Source organism: Rhizobium sp. BK112 (assembly GCF_014193215.1).
In the GTDB taxonomy this organism is placed as follows: Bacteria; Pseudomonadota; Alphaproteobacteria; order Rhizobiales; family Rhizobiaceae; genus Rhizobium; species Rhizobium anhuiense.
In genome coordinates this window covers 30,288-47,850 of record NZ_JACHYZ010000015.1, presented here as the reverse complement: position 1 = coordinate 47,850, position 17,563 = coordinate 30,288, and the positions used below count along the sequence as shown (strand labels likewise).

At 62.2% G+C, this 17,563-nt stretch carries 13 protein-coding genes; 2 read left to right on the top strand and 11 right to left on the bottom strand.

Features of this window, described 5'->3' with window-relative positions; genetic code table 11:
* Positions 1-4: 4 nt before the first annotated feature.
* On the bottom strand, positions 5-1,633 hold the full coding sequence (locus FHT75_RS30020; protein ID WP_183845431.1) for a thiamine pyrophosphate-dependent enzyme: 1,629 nt from the start codon (positions 1,631-1,633) through the stop codon (positions 5-7).
* Positions 1,634-1,659: 26 nt separating this feature from the next.
* Entirely contained in the window at positions 1,660-2,850 is a 1,191-nt protein-coding gene (locus FHT75_RS30015; RefSeq protein ID WP_097543745.1) for an amino acid aminotransferase, read from the bottom strand.
* Positions 2,851-3,003: 153 nt separating this feature from the next.
* On the opposite strand from FHT75_RS30015, the gene FHT75_RS30010 reads away from it, so the two are divergent.
* Positions 3,004-3,471, top strand: a complete 468-nt coding sequence (locus FHT75_RS30010) for an Lrp/AsnC family transcriptional regulator (protein WP_048338445.1) — start codon at positions 3,004-3,006, stop codon at positions 3,469-3,471.
* A 7-nt stretch (positions 3,472-3,478) separates the two neighbouring features.
* Here the strand turns inward: FHT75_RS30010 and FHT75_RS30005 are convergent, their stop codons facing one another.
* The 9 genes from FHT75_RS30005 to FHT75_RS29965 all read right to left on the bottom strand — a co-directional run bounded on the left by FHT75_RS30005 (position 3,479) and on the right by FHT75_RS29965 (position 11,104).
* Positions 3,479-4,240 (bottom strand): ABC transporter ATP-binding protein, encoded by a 762-nt coding sequence (locus FHT75_RS30005; RefSeq protein ID WP_063473566.1) that lies wholly within the window; start codon positions 4,238-4,240, stop codon positions 3,479-3,481.
* Positions 4,237-5,277, bottom strand: a complete 1,041-nt coding sequence (locus FHT75_RS30000) for a FecCD family ABC transporter permease (RefSeq protein WP_048338447.1) — start codon at positions 5,275-5,277, stop codon at positions 4,237-4,239. Before FHT75_RS30000 ends, FHT75_RS30005 begins: the two co-directional genes overlap by 4 nt.
* Positions 5,274-6,299: an ABC transporter substrate-binding protein gene (locus FHT75_RS29995; RefSeq protein ID WP_047618900.1), complete on the bottom strand. Its 1,026-nt coding sequence runs from the start codon at positions 6,297-6,299 to the stop codon at positions 5,274-5,276. Before FHT75_RS29995 ends, FHT75_RS30000 begins: the two co-directional genes overlap by 4 nt.
* A 132-nt stretch (positions 6,300-6,431) precedes the next feature.
* Positions 6,432-7,277, bottom strand: a complete 846-nt coding sequence (locus tag FHT75_RS29990) for a metal ABC transporter permease (RefSeq protein WP_097596088.1) — start codon at positions 7,275-7,277, stop codon at positions 6,432-6,434.
* Positions 7,274-8,131 (bottom strand): iron/manganese ABC transporter permease subunit SitC, encoded by an 858-nt coding sequence (gene sitC / locus FHT75_RS29985; protein WP_143541136.1) that lies wholly within the window; start codon positions 8,129-8,131, stop codon positions 7,274-7,276. Before sitC ends, FHT75_RS29990 begins: the two co-directional genes overlap by 4 nt.
* Positions 8,131-9,030, bottom strand: a complete 900-nt coding sequence (locus tag FHT75_RS29980; protein WP_048338450.1) for a manganese/iron ABC transporter ATP-binding protein — start codon at positions 9,028-9,030, stop codon at positions 8,131-8,133. Before FHT75_RS29980 ends, sitC begins: the two co-directional genes overlap by 1 nt.
* Complete coding sequence (locus tag FHT75_RS29975) at positions 9,027-9,944, bottom strand: metal ABC transporter substrate-binding protein (RefSeq protein WP_048338451.1); 918 nt, start codon at positions 9,942-9,944, stop codon at positions 9,027-9,029. The genes FHT75_RS29980 and FHT75_RS29975 overlap by 4 nt, the downstream gene beginning before the upstream one ends.
* Positions 9,945-10,283: 339 nt before the next feature.
* The gene (locus FHT75_RS29970; RefSeq protein WP_048338452.1) at positions 10,284-10,565 is read right to left on the bottom strand and encodes a hypothetical protein; all 282 of its coding nucleotides are present in this window, start codon (positions 10,563-10,565) and stop codon (positions 10,284-10,286) included.
* 74 nt (positions 10,566-10,639) lie between these two features.
* A complete protein-coding gene (locus FHT75_RS29965; RefSeq protein ID WP_080759940.1) occupies positions 10,640-11,104 on the bottom strand; it encodes a hypothetical protein in 465 nt (154 codons plus the stop codon).
* 156 nt (positions 11,105-11,260) lie between these two features.
* On the opposite strand from FHT75_RS29965, the gene FHT75_RS29960 reads away from it, so the two are divergent.
* Positions 11,261-17,560, top strand: coding sequence for a HAMP domain-containing protein (locus tag FHT75_RS29960; protein ID WP_063473570.1), 6,300 nt, complete (start codon positions 11,261-11,263; stop codon positions 17,558-17,560).
* The last annotated feature ends 3 nt before the right edge of the window (positions 17,561-17,563 follow it).

Here is a 17,563-nt window from a genome sequence, read left to right as displayed (position 1 = left end):
GGCATCATTCGGCATGCGGAGCCGCATGAATGAAAGGCCAGGGGCTCGCCTCGGATCCCTTCTCGACGGGAACCTCGATGAGAACGGGTTCGTCGAGTGATAGGGCTTTCTCGAGCGCGTCTTTCAATGCGCCGGGGCTCGTCACCCTGAACGCGCGAATGCCGAAGCTCTCGCCAAGGGCGACGAAATCCGGATTGGTGAGGTCCGAGCCAAGATAGCGGCCCTTATACGCCTGCTTCTGGTCGCGCAGCACGTTGCCAAAGGCAGAATTGTTGAAGACGACAGCGATGACATTGATCTTGTGCTGGACGGCTGTGGCAAGTTCCTGAACGCCGAACAGGAAGCCGCCATCGCCGGAAATGGAAATAACGGCTTTGTCGGGATGAGCGACCTTGACGCCCAAGGCCGTGTTGAAGCCGAAACCCAGATTGTCCTGATAACCGCATGTGACGTATTGGCGAGGGCCATAGACCGGGAATGCAAATCGGGCGGTAAAGCCCATCTGGCAGATTTCCTCGACGAAGAAGCCGTCCCTTGGCAGAGCTTCGCGGATGGCATCGAGATAGGCGAGCTGCGGCTGTACTGCCGAGAAGCGAGACCTGGCCTCTGTGTTGAGGTCGGCAAATTCGCGTGTGCGATCCTCGCGGCTGGAACCTGCCACGGCATCGAGCAGAGCCTGTGCTCCCGCCTTGGCATCCGAGACGATGCCCACATCGGGCTTGAGGCGGACCATTTCGGTCGGATCGATATCGATGCGGATGACCTTGAGACCTTTGGGCAGCCACTTCCATCGCATGAACTGCAATTCGAGCCGGCTGCCAATGCCGATCAGGACGTCCACCTTCTTCCAGTATTCGTAGGCGGCGACGAAATTCAGATAGTTCGGATGGTCGTCGGCGACGATGCCCTTGCCGGAGCGATGGCCGGTGACGGGGGCCTGCAGCAGTTCTGCAAGTGCTGCGATCTCGGCGCCGGCATCTGCCGCACCGCCGCCGACCATGATCATCGGGTTCTTGGCACCTGAAATCAGTGCCGCTGCGGCGGCGATCGCATCGGGGTTCACGACCGGAGAAAGCGCTCTCGAACCGACGGGAAGGTCGATTTCGGGGCCGGATTGTCCAAACACGTCCCATGGCGCTTCGACCGCTCCCGGACCTTGGCGGCCCGAGAGCATTTTACTGACGACCCCGGCCATGACAGGACCGGTTTCGGACTGGTGATTGATGCGTTCCGCCGTCTTGGTGATTCCGCGCATCGTGGCGAGCTGATCCGGCAATTCGTGCAACTGCCCTCTGCCTTGACCGATCAAATGGGACATGATGTTGCCGGTAATGCAAAGCACTGGCGCGTTGGCTCCATAAGCGGTGCATAGAGCTGCGCCGGAATTGAGGACGCCCGGCCCAGGCACGACGGTATAGGCGCCGATCCGACCGGTGGACTTGGCATAGCCGTAAGCCATGTAGCCGGCGCCCTGCTCGTGCCGGGTGTGAATGAACCGAACCTTATCGCCGGCGCCGTAAAGGGCATCGTTGAAATCATACATGTGGGCGCCGGGGATGCCGAAGACCGTGTCGATCCCATGGGCGACGAGGGAACGGGTCATCGCCTGACCGGTCGTTTCTTTCCTGCTCATCTGAAGACTCCAATGCGGGCGTTCGGCTAGGCGACTGCCGATGATTTCAGGCAGCCTTCGGCTCGAAGCGCCGCGACAATGGCGCCGGCGTCGGCCGGCTGCATGCCGGCAAGGTTCATGCGCCCAGAATCCGCCATGTAGATACCGTGGCTCGCTCTGAGCGCGACGGCCGTATCCTTCGACATGGCGAGATTGGAGAACAGACCGCGCTGCCGGGCGATGAAGGCCAGATCAGGGGAGGCGGCGGCGAGCGCTGCCCGGTTGCCGTTGACACGCTGGCACATCTCTTCGAGCTCGGCGCACCACATGGCCGTCATCTCGGCGCTCTCGAGAATGGTCCTGACGATGGCGGCGCCATGGTCGGGCGGCATGGACCAGTTCACACGGGCAAGTGCCGCCATGTTGCTTTCGGCTTTCCTCAGGTCATCTCCATTGCGGGCCATGACATAGAGCGCGCCGACACGCTCGCGATAGAGACCGAAATTCTTGTCGCAGGAATAGGCGATCAGCGCCTCATCGACTGCGTCGAGGACCATGCGTGCCGGCGCGGCGTCCTGTTCGAGGCCGTCGCCAAGCCCCTGATAGGCGAGATCGATGAACGGCACCAGCCGATGCGCGACAAGGAGCTCGGTAATCTCTAGCCACTGTTCCATAGTGAAGTCGATACCGGTCGGATTATGGCAGCAACCGTGAAGGAGAACGACGTCGCCTTCCCGAGCGGAAGACAAGGCGTCGATCACGCTTTCGAATATCACCTGCTGCGACGCCAAGTCGACGAAGGCGTACTCCTTTACCGGCAAGCGCGCCGAGCTGAAGATCGGCGCATGATTTGGCCAGCTTGGCGTCCCGAGCAGAACCTTCGCCGATGGATTTGCCGCCTGGATAAGCTCGGCCCCGAGACGCAAGGCGCCGCTTCCACCGGGTGTCTGAATGCCGACGAGGCGTTGCGTAAACGTCGGCGATTTTCCGAAGATGATGGGCTGCAGCAGGCGCACGAATTGCAGGTCGCCTTCCGGCCCGAGATATTTCTTGCTGTCCTGGGTCTCCAGGAGAAACTGTTCCGCCGCTTTGACGGCACGCATCACCGGCGTGCGTCCCATGGCGTCACGATAGACGCCGACGCCAAGGTCGATTTTTCCGGGGCGATCGTCGGCCTGGAAGGCCTTGATGAGTGCAAGCAGGCTGTCGGCCGGCCGACTGTTCAGTTCGTCAAACACAAGTCCACCTCGTTTCTTGAATTCTGGCTCGCAGACTAGCTGAACTTTCACGACGAATTTCTGCGATTATCTCCCTGAAACCGCGCCATCATGCAGACAATCGGCGCGATATGGCTATGATGTGCAGAAATTCACCGTTCGAGGAGGGCGGCCATGCTTGACCCATTCGATATCAAATTGCTTGCCGCCCTCCAGCAAAACAGCGAGGTGACGCAGAGCGAGCTGTCTCAGAAGGTCAATCTCTCTGCGACCCAATGCGCTCGCCGTTTGGAAAGGCTGCGCAACGAGCAATATATCCAGAGTGTCGTCGCCATCCTCAATCCGGTGAAACTGGGTTTTACCGTCGTTGCCCATACGCTCGTCAGCTTGAGAGCACATACGGAAGGCGGCAACGAGCGGCTTCATCGCTTCATCGAGACCGCGCCGGAGATCCTGGAGTGTTATTCGCAGACCGGCGACGCCGACTTTCTGATGAAGGTCATGACGCGCGACCTCGAACATCTCAGCCAGTTTCTCGAAAGAATGATCCGGGTCACCGACAATCTGGCGTCGGTCAAGTCAAGCATCGTCCTCAAGACACTGAAAAAGACGACCGCTTTGCCGCTGCAGATCGTGACCTGAGACGCTCTCACCTGAGATAATGGATATGCGGGCGCGAGTGATAGGGTGAGGCTTCGATGCGGGCTTCGACGGAGAAGACGTCGCGCAGAAGGGCCTCGCTCAATACGTCCTGCGGTGCGCCGGTGGCGACGATCCTGCCCTGCTGCATGATGATCAGCTGGTCGCAGAACATGGCGGCATGGTTGAGATCGTGCAAAGCGACGATGCTGGTGATCGGCAGGCCGGAGACGAGCCGCATCAGGCCGATCTGGTGCTGGATGTCGAGATGGTTCGTCGGCTCGTCGAGGATCAGCTCCTGCGGCGACTGAGCGAGTGCCCTTGCGATATGGGTGCGCTGCTTTTCGCCGCCAGAGAGATTCTGCCAGCGATCGTCGCGTTTCTCCGCCATGCCGGCGCGCGCGAGCGCACTTTCGACCGCCTCTTCGTCGGCCTTGGTCCAGCCCGAGAACATCGACCGGTGCGGGAACCTTCCGAGCTTGACGACGTCGACCACCTTCAGATTGGCATTCGTCGTGGCATGCTGCTCGACAAAGGCGATGCGCCGGGCGATCGAGCGGCGGCTGATCGTGCCGATATCGCTGCGGTCGAGCGTGACGCGGCCGGCATGCGGCCGCTTCAGGCCGGCGAGAAGCCTGAGCAGCGAGGTCTTGCCCGAGCCGTTCGGCCCGAGCAGGCCGAGCATCCGGCCGGGCTGCGCCTCCAGGGAGACGCCGTCCAGAATGGTCTTCCTGCCAATTTTCCAGGTGAGGTTGTCGGCCTTGATGCTCATGTCGCGCGCTGGAACCGGTAGAGGATGAGGGAGAAGAAGGGAACGCCGACCAGGGCCGTGACGACGCCGATCGGCAGGATCTGGTTGGGAATGAGGGCGCGCGCGGCGATGTCGGCGAGCACCATGAAAATCGCCCCTGTTATGGCGCAGGCCGGCAGCAGCCGGATATGGAGCGGTCCGACGACAAAGCGGGCGACATGCGGCACGACGAGGCCGACGAAGCCGATGGAGCCAACCATACTGACGATCGTCGCCGTCATCATTGCGGTCAGCGCGAAGAGCACCATGCGGGCGCGGCCGACATTGACGCCGAGCGAGGATGCCGCCTCGTCGCCGAAAGCGAAGGCGTCGAGCACGCGCGCATAGAACAGACAGGCGGCGAGGCCGAACCCGACGACGATCGAAACCAGCGCGAATTCCGGCCAGCGCACGCCGCCAAAACTGCCGAGCAGCCAAAACATGACGTCGCGGGCCTGCTGCGCATTGGCCGAGGTGGTGACGATATAGGAGGTCGAGGCGTTGAAGAGCTGCGATGCGGCCACGCCAGCGAGAATGGTGCGGTCCGCGCCGCCGCGCGTGCCGTTCGACAACAGTGCGACGAAGAAGAAGGCCGCGAAGGCCCCTGCAAAGGCGCCGGCCGATAGCGATACCGCGCCCGAGCCGACGCCCAAGATGACGATCGCGACGGCGCCGGTGGAGGCGCCGGCGGAGATGCCGAGCACATAGGGTTCGGCAAGCGGATTGCGCAGCAGCGACTGCATGATCGCGCCCGACAGCGCAAGGCCCGCGCCGCAGAAGGCGGCGACGAGCGCGCGGCTCAGGCGATAATCCCAGATGACGGTCTCGTGGATGCGGTTCAGTTCGACCGCGGTCCATCCGAGCCGGTTGGTGACGGCCGAAAAAGTGGTCGCCAGCGGGATCGGCAGGTCGCCGATGCCGACGCTGACGCCGACGGCGACAGCGATGAGGCAGAGGGAGGCGAGCAGCAGTGCGGTGGCCGCTCCCAGCTGCCGGAAGAGACTGCCCGCTTCCGTCACTTCAGCAGACCGAGAGCCTTCAGCTGCTCGGCCACCTGCTCGGCGCCGTAGATCGTGCGGATGGTCGGGTTCATCGCCTGGCCGTCCATGACGACGATCGCCTTGTTCTTGACGGCTGGGGTCTGGCTGACGGCCGGGTCGGTGTTCAGGAACTTGATCTTGGCCTCCGGCTTGTCGAGTTCCCAACGGTTACGGTCGAGGCTGGCCACGACGATCACGTCAGGATTGGCGGCGATGATGCCTTCCCAACCGATCGTCGGCCATTCGGCTTCCGCTGATATCGCATTATGCCCGCCGAGCAGGTCGGCGATGAAGCCGGAGGCGCTGTTCTTGCCGCCGACATAGGCATCGGCCGACGGGCTGGGACTGGAGAACCAGAAGACATAGGACAGGTTCACGCCGTCCTTGGAAACGCCGGAGCGAAGCTTGGCCTCACGCGCCTTGAAGTCGGCGATCAGCGCCTGGCCGCGGTCGGCGACGTCGAAAATCTCAGAGAGTTCGTCGATCTCCTTGTAGAGAAGATCCATGTTCCACAGCTCGCCGCGGCTGCCGTACTGGTCCTTGACGTCCTTGGTGCTGAGGCAGGTGCTGGGCGAGAGATAGGTGGCGACACCGACCTTGTCGAAATCGTCGCGCTTGGCGACCTTGCTGTTCGGCCCGACCAGGCTCGGCAAGGCCACCGCCACGAAGTCGGGATTTTCGGCGAGGATCGACTCGAAGGTCGGCATTTCGACGGTCAGGAGCTTGACCTTGGCATTGGCCTCGGCGAGCTGCGGCAGGACCTTGCTCGGCCAGAAGGCGGTGCCGACCATCTTGTCCTGGAGGCCGAGCAACAGCAGGATTTCCGCGCTGTTCTGGCCGAGGCCGATCGCCCGCTCGGGCGCCTTCTTGAAAGTTACCTCAGCACCGCAGTTTTCCAGCGTCAACGGGTAGGTCGTCGAACCGGCCAAAGATGGATTTGCGGCAAAGCCGATCAGGGCGGAAAGGCCGCAGGCGGCCAGAATTGATTTGAGGCTGGTCACGAAGAAATCCCCGGTGCGTGAGTGTATGCGGCCGGGGTATAGCCTTGGGAGTAGCCAGAAAACAAGACAGAATAAATCAACTTATCGCAAAATTCGAGAGCAGAGCACATGCGCCGGGGCAACGCCGGTTCCTCAGGTTACCTCGCTCGTTTCGATGCGCGCGGTCTTGCGGGTGGCGTGGAGGAAGGCTCCAACGAAGGCGATCGCGAACAGAAGAACGATGGTCGGAGCGGGTGCGCTATCGATGAAGAAGGAAAGATAGACGCCGGCAAAGGCCATGACCACCGCGATTGCGACCGACAGAGCGAGCATCGCACTGAATCGGCGCGTCAGCAGATAAGCGATGGAGCCTGGTGCGATCAGCAGCGAAATGGCGAGAATAATCCCGACCGACCGGAGTGCAGCCACGATCGTCAAGGAGAGCAGGCAGAGCAGGCCATAGTGAAGGAGATTCACCCTCAGTCCGACCGCTCTGGCCTGCGCCGGATCGAACGCATGCAGCAGCAGGTCACGCCACTTGACGGCGATGATGGTGGCCGTCAGCATCGCAACGGCTCCCGTCTCCACGATGTCGGGAAACCCGATGCCGAGCATGTCCCCGAAGAGGATGTGGTCGAGATGCACCTCGGACTGGATCTTCACATAGAGAACCAGGCCGAACCCGAACATGCCCGAAAACACGATGCCCATCACCGTGTCCTGCTTGATGCGGCTGTTATCCTTGAGGAAACCGGTGGCAAGCGCACAGACCATCCCGGCTGCAAAGGCGCCGATGGCGAAGGGAAAGCCCGCGATATAGGCAATGACCACGCCCGGGAATACGGCATGGCTCATGGCGTCTCCCATGAGCGCCCAGCCCTTGAGCACAAGGAAGCAGGAGAGCAGCGCCGTCGGGATGGCGATCAGCACCGAGATGATCAGGGCGTTGATCATGAAATCGAACTGGAACGGCGCCAGCAGGGCGGTGAGACCATTCATGGGGATACCTCCAGAGCTTGTGCGGCTCTGCGCCGGCTTGCCAGCATTCCGTGCTTCGGCGCCAGGAAGAAGGCGGCAAGGAAGATCAGCGTCTGGAGGACGATGATGATGCCACCGGTCGCGCCGTCGAGGAAATAGCTCACATAGGCGCCGATGAAGCTGGTCGCTGCCCCGATCGCCACGGCGATGACGAGCAGCCGCGGGAAGCGATCCGTCAGCAGGTAAGCCGTCGCGCCCGGCGTCACCACCATGCAGATGACGAGAAAGGCGCCGACGGTCTGGAGTGCCGCGACCGTCGATGCCGACAGCAGCGTGAAGAACATGATCTTGAGCCGCGTCGGGTTAAGTCCGATTGAACGGGCATGGGTCTCGTCGAAGAAAACGACCATCAGGTCCTTCCATTTCACCAGCAGGATGGCGAGCGAAACGAAACCGATGATGGCAAGCTGGAGCGTGTCTTCGGGCGTGATCGCGAGGATATTGCCGAGCACGATCGTCTGGATGTTCACGGCAGTCGGCCTGAGCGATACCATGAACAGGCCAAGCCCGAAGAATGAGGAGAAGATCAGGCCGATGATGGCGTCCTCCTTCAGCTTGGTGCGCTGGTTGAGGAAGAGCATCGCTGCGGCAGCCAGGCCGCCGGAGAAGAAAGCGCCGATCGAGAAGGGAAGTCCGATCATGTAGGCGCCGGCGACACCCGGCACGATGGAATGGGAAAGTGCGTCGCCAATCAGCGACCAGCCCTTGAGCATCAGGTAACAGGAGAGGAAGGCGCAGACACCGCCGACAAGAGCCGATACCCACATGGCGTTCAGCATGTAGTCATAGGTGAAGGGTTCGAGAATGCCGGCCATCAGGCTTGTCCATCGCTTTTGTTCGCCGGGGCCGGCGCGAGCAGCTTGCCCTCCCGCAGGACCAGCGGCCGCTCGTCGTCAGTGAGGATGCCGACGGGATATGGCTTGCCGCCGGAGCCATTCAACACGAGATGGCGAAGCACCCCGCCGAAGGTTCTTTCGAGATTTTCCTGCGTAAAGGTCTCGTCTGTCGGTCCGTAGGACAATACGGTGCCTTTGATCAGCACCGTGCGGTCGCAGAATTCCGGCACGCTGCCGAGATTGTGCGTCGAGACCAGCATCACCCGGCCTTCGTCGCGCAGCGAGCGGAGCAACTTGACGATGGCCTCTTCGGTCTTGACATCGACACCGGTGAAAGGCTCGTCGAGCAGGATGACGCGACCGTCCTGCGCCAGCGCCCGAGCGAGGAAGACGCGCTTCTTCTGGCCGCCGGACAGCTCGCCGATCTGACGCTTGCGGTATTCGCTCATGTTGACGCGGGCGAGCGCCTTGGACACGGCTTCGTGGTCGGCCGCCTTCGGTATTCGCATCATCCCCATGTGGCCGTAGCGCCCCATCATGACGACGTCCTCGACCAGCACCGGAAAATTCCAGTCGACTTCTTCCGATTGCGGCACATAGGCGACGAGATTTTTCCGCAGCGCTTGTTCGACCGGCATGCCGAGCACCGAAATCTCCCCCCTGGCCAGACGCACGAAGCCCATGATCGCCTTGAACAGGGTCGACTTGCCGGAACCGTTGACACCGACGAGCGCGGTGATGGTGCCAGTGGGTGTCTGGAAGCTGGCGTCGCGCAGCGCCGTGTGGCCGTTGCGATAGGTGACCGTGGCATCCCTCACGGAAATGCCGGCCCCCACATCCGAAGATGCGGGGGAAACCGGGGAGACGATCGCATTCATTGCGACAGGCCTTCGGCTAGGCCCTTGACGACAGTGTCGGAGGTCACGCGCAACAGGTCGATATAGGTCGGCGTGGGACCGTCAGCGTCGCTTAAGGAGTCGACATAGAGAACACCACCATAACGGGCGCCGGTCTCGCGGGCGACCTGGCGGGCCGGCTTGTCCGACACCGTGCTCTCGCTGAACACGGCAGGGATCTTATTGGCCCTGACGGCATCGACGACTTTGCGGACCTGTTGCGGCGTGCCCTGCTGATCGGCATTGATCGGCCACAGATAGAGCTCCTTCAAGCCGAAGTCGCGGGCGAGATAAGAGAATGCGCCTTCGCTCGACACCAGCCAGCGCTTGTCCTCGGGAATGGTATCGAGCTTCTCGCGGATCGGCGCGATGGTCGCCTCGATCTCCTTCTTGTAGGCCTCGGCATTGGCCTTGTAGATCGCGGCGTTCTTCGGGTCGTATTTGACGAAGGCGTCGCGGATGTTGTCGACATAGATGATCGCATTCTTCGGCGACATCCAGGCATGCGGATTGGGTTTGCCGCTATAGGGACCTTCACTGATGCCCATCGGCTCGACGCCGGTCGAGACCACGACGTCGGGAACATCCTTGAGATTCCGATAGAATTTCTGGAACCATAGCTCGAGGTTGAGCCCGTTCGACAGGAGGATCTGCGCGCCCTGCGCCCGCTGGATATCGCCGGGCGTCGGCTGATATTCGTGAATCTCAGCACCCGGCTTGGTGATCGATTCCACGATCGCCGCTTCACCGGCCACGTTCTTGGCCATGTCGGCAATGACGGTGAAGGTGGTCACAGCTTTGAATTTCTCCTGCGCGGCGGCACCGCCAGCCATCACGCCGAGTGCGGCGATGGCCGCCAGCCCGGTTACGACCCGGCGTCTCATTCGACTAAGCATGAACTTTCCTCTCTCTTTGCGTCATCCATCGTTTCCCGATCTCGCCTTGGCGCAGCGTCGACCGCAATCAGTCCGCTGATGCAAATGCGACGCATTGGCAATTGCTGCTGATAAGCCTGCCCCTATCTATTCTGCAATTGCGACTGATTTGCAACAAGGATTTTCGAGAAAGGAGCGGAACGAGAATTGTTCCCGCCGACACGCGTCGAACAACGCGTTGGTTTCTATCGCGGATCTATAGAGGAACAGACCGAGCCGGTTGCAACCGCTCGACTGATTTCAGACCATCTAAGCCTGCCACTGAGGCGCGGAGCGGGGACCGCGACTCGAACATGGTCATCAGCTCATCTTTCCCACGAGCTTGGCATAATCCGAAAACGTCAACTGTTCGCCTCTCCCGCTTGCCTCCTCGGCGAGTAGCAGCACTCGTATGGGAAACAGGATCGCGGCGCGGTTGGCATCCGAGAGCTCATGGTCGTCGTCCTCCTCGATGGCCTTCTTGGCTTTCGAGAGCGCGGCATTGAGTTCCTGACGGGTGAGCAGGTCCTTCTCGACGATTGCGTCGCATATCGACGCCATTGCCATGATCAGGCCCTTGAGCTGAAGGTTGGCCGTGTTCATAAGAGCTCCGAGGAAACGAGGGGCCACTTGATGACGCTCCGGCGCATCGCAGATTGCGCCGGGACATTGCTACGTCAGTCCGGTTGAACCGGCCGGATCGTGTCGACGGTAACTTCACCGTCGACGATCCCGCGCGTGACATCGCGCCGGTTCCGATCGATCTCGATGACGGTGTAGAGCTTGTCGTCCCGAAAGGCGCTCGCATTGGCCGTTGTGACATCCTCGGCGGGCGCCGCATCCACTTCCATGAAGTCGAGCTCACGAGCCGCAGCGACGATCCTGGCGTCGCCCGCCGTCCTGGCGGCGACGATGACAATACCGTGCCCCGGGGAATTGTCCCATCGCGGATCGTCAGGCGCCGCGATGGGCTCCAATCGGTAGATGTTGAGCATTTCGCCGCCAGCGCCGGACGCCGCCTGCGCAGCCGCGTCCTCGATTTGCGCCTGGCTCTCGACCGACTTTCCAAACGTGTTCGGGTTGGTCGCGTTGTTGATCTCTTCCTTGCCTGTTCTCGAGACGTTCGACATGTCGCTCTCCATTCGGGGTGGAAACGACGGCCGGCGGGAAACTGTTCCCGCGCAGGCGAAGTTTACGGCTGACGGCAGGACATATCGGTCTGTACAACCGCGCGGTCCGGCCATACCCTTTTTCCACTCGGGCACTAAATTATCTCCAGTCGAACAGGGGGGATTTTCGTGAGTAATCAAGCCAGTGAATTTTCGCGGGATAGCATCACGCCGGACAGCATCAATGGGCACGACCACAAGACGATGGCGTTCGACGACGCCAGCGCGCTTCTGGAGGTCCTTGTCGCGGTCAGGCGCGGCGATTTTTCCGTGCGGATGCGGTCGGATCTCACAGGCGTCACCGGCAAGGTCGCCGACGCTCTCAACGACATCATTGCCGCCAATCAACGCATGGCCCAGCAGCTCGAGCATGTGGGTCAGGTCGTCGGCCGGGACGGGCGAACGAGCACGCGCGTGCGCTTCGGCCTGTCTGATGGTTCCTGGTCCGAGATGGAAGGATCGATCAACGGCCTGATCGACGATCTCCTGTGGCCGACGACGGCCGTGACCCGGACGATCACGGCCGTTGCCAAGGGCGACCTGTTGCAGACCGTGCCGCTCGATGTCGACGGGCGGGCGCTCAAAGGCGAATTCCTGCGCTCGGCCGATATCGTCAACACGATGATCAAGCAGCTGAGCGTCTTCACATCGGAAGTGACGCGCGTTGCCCGTGAGGTCGGCACGGACGGAAAGCTCGGCGGACAGGCGCAGGTGCCCGAAGTGACGGGTGTCTGGAAGGACCTCACCGAAAGCGTGAACTCGATGGCGTCGAACCTGACGGCGCAGGTGCGCAACATCGCTGAGGTGACGATCGCCGTTGCCAATGGCGACCTCTCCAAGAAGATCACCGTCGACGTGCGCGGCGAGATCCTGCAACTGAAAGAAGCGATCAACACGATGGTCGACCAGCTCAGGTCCTTCGCCTCGGAGGTGACGCGCGTCGCCCGCGAAGTCGGCACCGAAGGCAAGCTTGGCGGACAGGCGCTGGTGCCGGGTGTGGCCGGAACCTGGAAGGATCTGACCGACAGCGTCAACGCCATGTGCGGCAACCTCACAGCCCAGGTGCGTAACATCGCCCAGGTGACCACTGCCGTGGCGCGCGGCGACCTGTCGCGCAAGATCACCGTCGACGTCTCGGGTGAAATCCTGGAGCTGAAGGAAACCATCAACACGATGGTCGACCAGCTCAACGGCTTTGCCGGCGAAGTGACGCGTGTGGCGCGTGAAGTCGGCACCGAGGGGCGGCTCGGCGGCCAGGCGCAGGTGCCGGGCGTTGCCGGCACCTGGAAGGACTTGACCGACAACGTCAATTCCATGGCCTCGAACCTGACGGCACAGGTGCGCAACATTGCCGAGGTCTCGACCGCGATCGCCAATGGCGACCTGTCGAAGAAGATCACCGTGACGGTGTCAGGCGAAATCCTCGAGCTGAAGGAGACCATCAACACGATGGTCGATCAGCTGAACGCCTTCGCTTCGGAAGTGACCCGCGTGGCCCGCGAAGTGGGTACGGAAGGCCGGCTCGGCGGCCAGGCCAATGTGCGCGGCGTCGCCGGCACCTGGAAGGATCTGACCGAAAACGTCAACTCGATGGGCGGCAACCTGACGGCGCAGGTCCGCAACATCGCCGAGGTCTCGACCGCGATCGCCAATGGCGATCTGTCGAAGAAGATCACCGTCGACGTGAAGGGCGAGATTCTCGAATTGAAGGAAACCATCAATACGATGGTCGACCAGCTGAACGCCTTCGCTTCGGAAGTGACACGTGTGGCCCGCGAAGTGGGAACGGAAGGGCGACTTGGCGGCCAGGCCAATGTGCGCGGCGTCGCCGGCACCTGGAAGGATCTGACCGACAGCGTCAATTCCATGGCCTCCAACCTGACGGGGCAGGTGCGCAACATCGCCGAAGTCGCGACCGCCGTCGCCCAGGGAGACCTTTCCAAGAAGATCACCGTCACCGTGTCGGGGGAAATCCTCGAACTGAAGGAGACCATCAACACCATGGTCGACCAGCTCAACGGCTTTGCCGGCGAGGTGACGCGCGTGGCGCGCGAAGTCGGCACGGAAGGGCGGCTTGGCGGCCAGGCGAACGTGCTTGGCGTCGCCGGCACCTGGAAAGACCTGACCGACAGCGTCAATTCCATGGCGGGCAATCTGACGGCACAGGTGCGCAACATCGCCGAAGTCTCGACCGCGATCGCCAATGGCGACCTGTCGAAGAAAATCACGGTGTCGGTCTCGGGGGAAATCCTCGAGCTCAAGGAAACGCTGAACACCATGGTCGATCAGCTGAACCGGTTTGCCTCCGAAGTCACGCGCGTCGCGCGCGAGGTCGGCACCGAAGGCAAGCTCGGCGGTCAGGCGCAGGTGCCGGGCGTCGCCGGCACCTGGAAGGACCTCACCGAAAACGTCAATTCCATGGCCTCCAACCTCACCGGCCAGGTGCGCAACATCGCCGAAGTCACGACCGCCGTGGCGCGCGGCGACCTGTCGCGCAAGATCACCGTCGACGTGAAAGGGGAAATCCTCGAACTGAAGAATACCATCAACACGATGGTCGATCAGCTGAACGCCTTTGCCGGCGAAGTGACGCGTGTGGCGCGCGAAGTCGGCACCGAAGGCAAGCTTGGCGGCCAGGCGCAGGTCTCCGGTGTCGCCGGCACCTGGAAAGACTTGACCGACAGCGTCAACTCGATGGCCGGCAACCTGACGGCGCAGGTGCGCAACATCGCCGAGGTCGCGACCGCGATCGCCAATGGCGACCTGTCGCGCAAGATCACCGTCGACGTGCGCGGCGAAATCCTGCTCCTGAAGGATACTTTGAATACCATGGTCGATCAGCTTCGCTCCTTTGCCGGCGAAGTGACGCGTGTCGCCCGCGAAGTCGGTACCGATGGCAGGCTCGGCGGCCAGGCCGTCGTTCCCGGCGTCGCCGGCACCTGGAAGGACCTCACCGACAACGTCAACCTGCTTGCCGCCAATCTGACGACCCAGGTTCGAAACATCGCCGAAGTGACGACGGCCGTGGCGCGCGGCGACCTGTCGCGCAAGATCACCGTCGACGTGAAGGGGGAAATTCTCGAACTGAAGAACACCATCAATACGATGGTGGACCAGCTCAATGCTTTCGCCGGCGAAGTGACGCGTGTTGCCCGCGAGGTTGGCACCGAAGGCAAGCTTGGCGGCCAGGCGCAGGTGCCGGGTGTCGCCGGCACCTGGAAGGACCTGACCGACACCGTCAACGTCATGGCCGCCAACCTGACCGAGCAGGTCCGCGGCATCGTCAAGGTGGTGACGGCGGTGGCGAACGGCGACCTCAAGCAGAATCTCACCGTCGCATCCAAGGGCGAGGTGGCCGCCCTTGCCGAAACCATCAACAACATGACCAACACGCTTGCGACCTTTGCCGATCAGGTGACCACGGTGGCGCGCGAGGTCGGCGTGGAAGGCCGCCTCGGCGGTCAGGCGAATGTTCCGGGCACAGCAGGCACCTGGAAGGACTTGACCGGCAACGTCAACCTGCTGGCCGCCAACCTGACGACGCAGGTGCGCGCCATTGCCGAAGTGGCGACCGCCGTCACCAAGGGCGACCTGACGCGCTCGATCAAGGTCGACGCGCGCGGCGAAGTGGCCGAGCTCAAGGACAACATCAACACGATGATCGACAATTTGCGCCTGACCACCGAGCGCAATACCGAGCAGGACTGGCTGAAGACCAATTTGGCGCGCTTCACCAATATGCTGCAGGGCCAGCGCGACCTGACACTGGTCGGCAAGATGCTGCTGTCGGAGCTCGCACCTCTGGTCGGCGCCCATCAGGGGGTCATCTACCAGGTGGATGCCGACGAGCGGCAGCCGGTCTTGTCGTTGCTCTCCGTCTATGCGCAAGGGGTTGAGGCGGCGCATCCGGCCCGGCTCGAATTCGGCCAGGGACTTGTCGGGCAATGCGCCAGCGACGCCCGCCGCATCCTGGTCACCGACCTCCCCGATAACGTCGTTCCAATCAGTTCCGGGGTGTTCACCACCCTGCCGAGAAGCGCCATCGTGCTGCCGGTGCATTTCGAGGGCCAGGTGAAGGCGGTCATCGAGCTTGCCTCCGCCGGCGAATTCACCGAGCTGCAGCTGTCCTTCCTCGATCAGCTGACGACATCGATCGGCATCGTCCTCAACTCCATCGAAGCGACCATGCAGACCGAAGGCCTGCTCAAGCAGTCCCAGCAGCTTGCCGCCGAGCTTCAGACGCAGCAGCGCGAGTTGCAGCAGACCAACGAGCAGCTCGGGCAGAAGGCGCAGCAGCTGGAGGAACGCAACGTCGAAGTCGAGGCGAAGAACCAGGAGATCGAGCAGGCCCGGCGCGCGCTGGAGGAAAAGGCAACCGAGCTCGCGCTGACGTCGAAGTACAAATCCGAATTCCTCGCCAACATGTCGCATGAGCTGCGCACACCTTTGAATTCGATCCTCATCCTCGGCCAGCAGCTCGGAGAAAATCCGGATGGCAATCTGTCGGGGAAACAGGTCGAGTTCGCCAAGACGATCCACGGCGCGGGCACCGATCTGCTGAACCTCATCAGCGACATTCTCGACCTGTCGAAGATCGAGTCCGGAACGGTCTCGGTCGATGCCGAGGAGATCTTCGTCAGCAACCTGCTCGAGATGATGGCGCGGCCATTCCGGCACGAGGCCGAAAACCGCAACCTGTCTTTCGCAGTCGATGTCGGCGCCGATGTCGCAAAGAGCCTCATCACGGATTCGAAGCGGTTGCAGCAGATCCTCAAGAACCTGCTGTCGAATGCCTTCAAGTTCACCGCGCAGGGCGGCGTGACGCTTCGCGTCGCTGCGGCAACGAGCGGCTGGTCGTCCGATCATCCCTCGCTCAAGCACGCGCCTTCGGTGATCGCCTTCGAGGTCGTCGATACCGGCATCGGCATACCGCCTGAAAAGCAGCGCATCATTTTCGAGGCCTTCCAGCAGGCGGATGCTTCGACGAGCCGCAAATATGGCGGTACCGGCCTCGGCCTGGCGATCAGCCGCGAACTGGCAAACCTCTTGGGCGGTGAGATCCAGCTGCGCAGCACGCCCGGGGTTGGCAGCACCTTCGTCCTTTACTTGCCGCTCACCTATGTCGGCGCCGGCGCGGTTGCGCCGAAGTCCGTTCCGCCGGCAAATGTCGTGGAATTCGCCGAAGCGGCCGCCAGCCGCCGGGCCGAAAAACCTGCCGAACATGTCGAAGACGATCGCCACCAGATAGCAGCCGGCGACTCGGTGCTGCTCGTCGTCGAGGACGATGCGCATTATGCTCGCGTCCTGGTGGATCTCGCCCGCGACAACGGCTTCAAGGTTCTGGTGGCGATGCGCGGCAGCGATGCGCTTGCACTCGCCCAGGACTACAGGCCGGCGGCGATCTCGCTCGACATCTTCCTGCCCGACATGCTTGGCTGGACCGTACTCAGCCAGCTCAAGCAGAATCCGCAGACGCGGCATATTCCAGTCCAGATCATCAGCCTCGACGAGGATCGCCAGCATGGTCTGACCCGCGGCGCCTTCGCGTTCATGAGCAAGCCGACGACACCGGAAGGGCTTGGCAAGGCGCTGTCGCGATTGAAGGCCTATGCGCAGCCGCGCCGCAAGCATCTGCTGCTCGTGGAAGACAACGAGGCCGAGCGTCTGAGCGTCACCGCCCTTCTCGGACATGACGACATCGATATCACCAGCGTCGGCTCCGGATCGGAGGCTCTCGCCGTCCTTCGGCATAATGCCGCCGACTGCGTGGTGCTCGACCTTTCCCTTCCCGACATGTCCGGCTTCGACGTGCTGGAGCAGATTCGCGACGACGCCGAGATCGGCGAGGTGCCGGTGGTCGTGTTCACCGGCCGGGAGCTTTCCGCCGAGGAAGACGCGACGCTGCACAGCATGGCCCGCAGCGTCGTGGTCAAGGGCGTCGAGTCGCCTGAGCGCCTTCTGGATGAGACGGCCTTGTTCCTGCACCGGGTCGTCGCCGACCTGCCGGCCGCAAAGCAGGCAACTCTGCGGGATTTGCACAGCTCGGATGAGGATCTGGTCGGTGAAACCGTCCTGCTCGTCGACGACGATGCCCGCAACATCTTCGCCTTGAGCAGTGTCCTCGAACGCCGGGGAATGAAGGTGCTGACCGCGACGACCGGCAGCGAAGCCATCGACGTCATCAACAACGAACCCTCTGTCGCGATCGTGCTGATGGACATCATGATGCCTGGAATGGACGGCTATGAGACGATGCAGGTCATCCGTTCGGAGCCCCGGTTCCGGCGGCTGCCGATCCTGGCGCTGACGGCCAAGGCGATGAAGGGCGACCGCGAGAAATGCCTGGAAGCGGGCGCCTCGGACTACCTGGCGAAGCCGGTCAATACCGAACAGCTTCTGTCGGCTCTTCGCATGTGGCTGCATCGTTGAGGA

Coding starts and splice junctions, on each gene's coding strand:
- FHT75_RS30010 (WP_048338445.1), top strand. CDS start 3,004: ATGCTTGACCCATTCGATATCAAATTGCTTGCCGCCCTCCAGCAAAAC.
- sitC (WP_143541136.1), bottom strand. CDS start 8,131: ATGGCCGGCATTCTCGAACCCTTCACCTATGACTACATGCTGAACGCC.
- FHT75_RS29990 (WP_097596088.1), bottom strand. CDS start 7,277: ATGAATGGTCTCACCGCCCTGCTGGCGCCGTTCCAGTTCGATTTCATG.
- FHT75_RS29975 (WP_048338451.1), bottom strand. CDS start 9,944: ATGCTTAGTCGAATGAGACGCCGGGTCGTAACCGGGCTGGCGGCCATC.
- FHT75_RS29980 (WP_048338450.1), bottom strand. CDS start 9,030: ATGAATGCGATCGTCTCCCCGGTTTCCCCCGCATCTTCGGATGTGGGG.
- FHT75_RS30020 (WP_183845431.1), bottom strand. CDS start 1,633: ATGAGCAGGAAAGAAACGACCGGTCAGGCGATGACCCGTTCCCTCGTC.
- FHT75_RS30005 (WP_063473566.1), bottom strand. CDS start 4,240: ATGAGCATCAAGGCCGACAACCTCACCTGGAAAATTGGCAGGAAGACC.
- FHT75_RS29965 (WP_080759940.1), bottom strand. CDS start 11,104: ATGGAGAGCGACATGTCGAACGTCTCGAGAACAGGCAAGGAAGAGATC.
- FHT75_RS29970 (WP_048338452.1), bottom strand. CDS start 10,565: ATGAACACGGCCAACCTTCAGCTCAAGGGCCTGATCATGGCAATGGCG.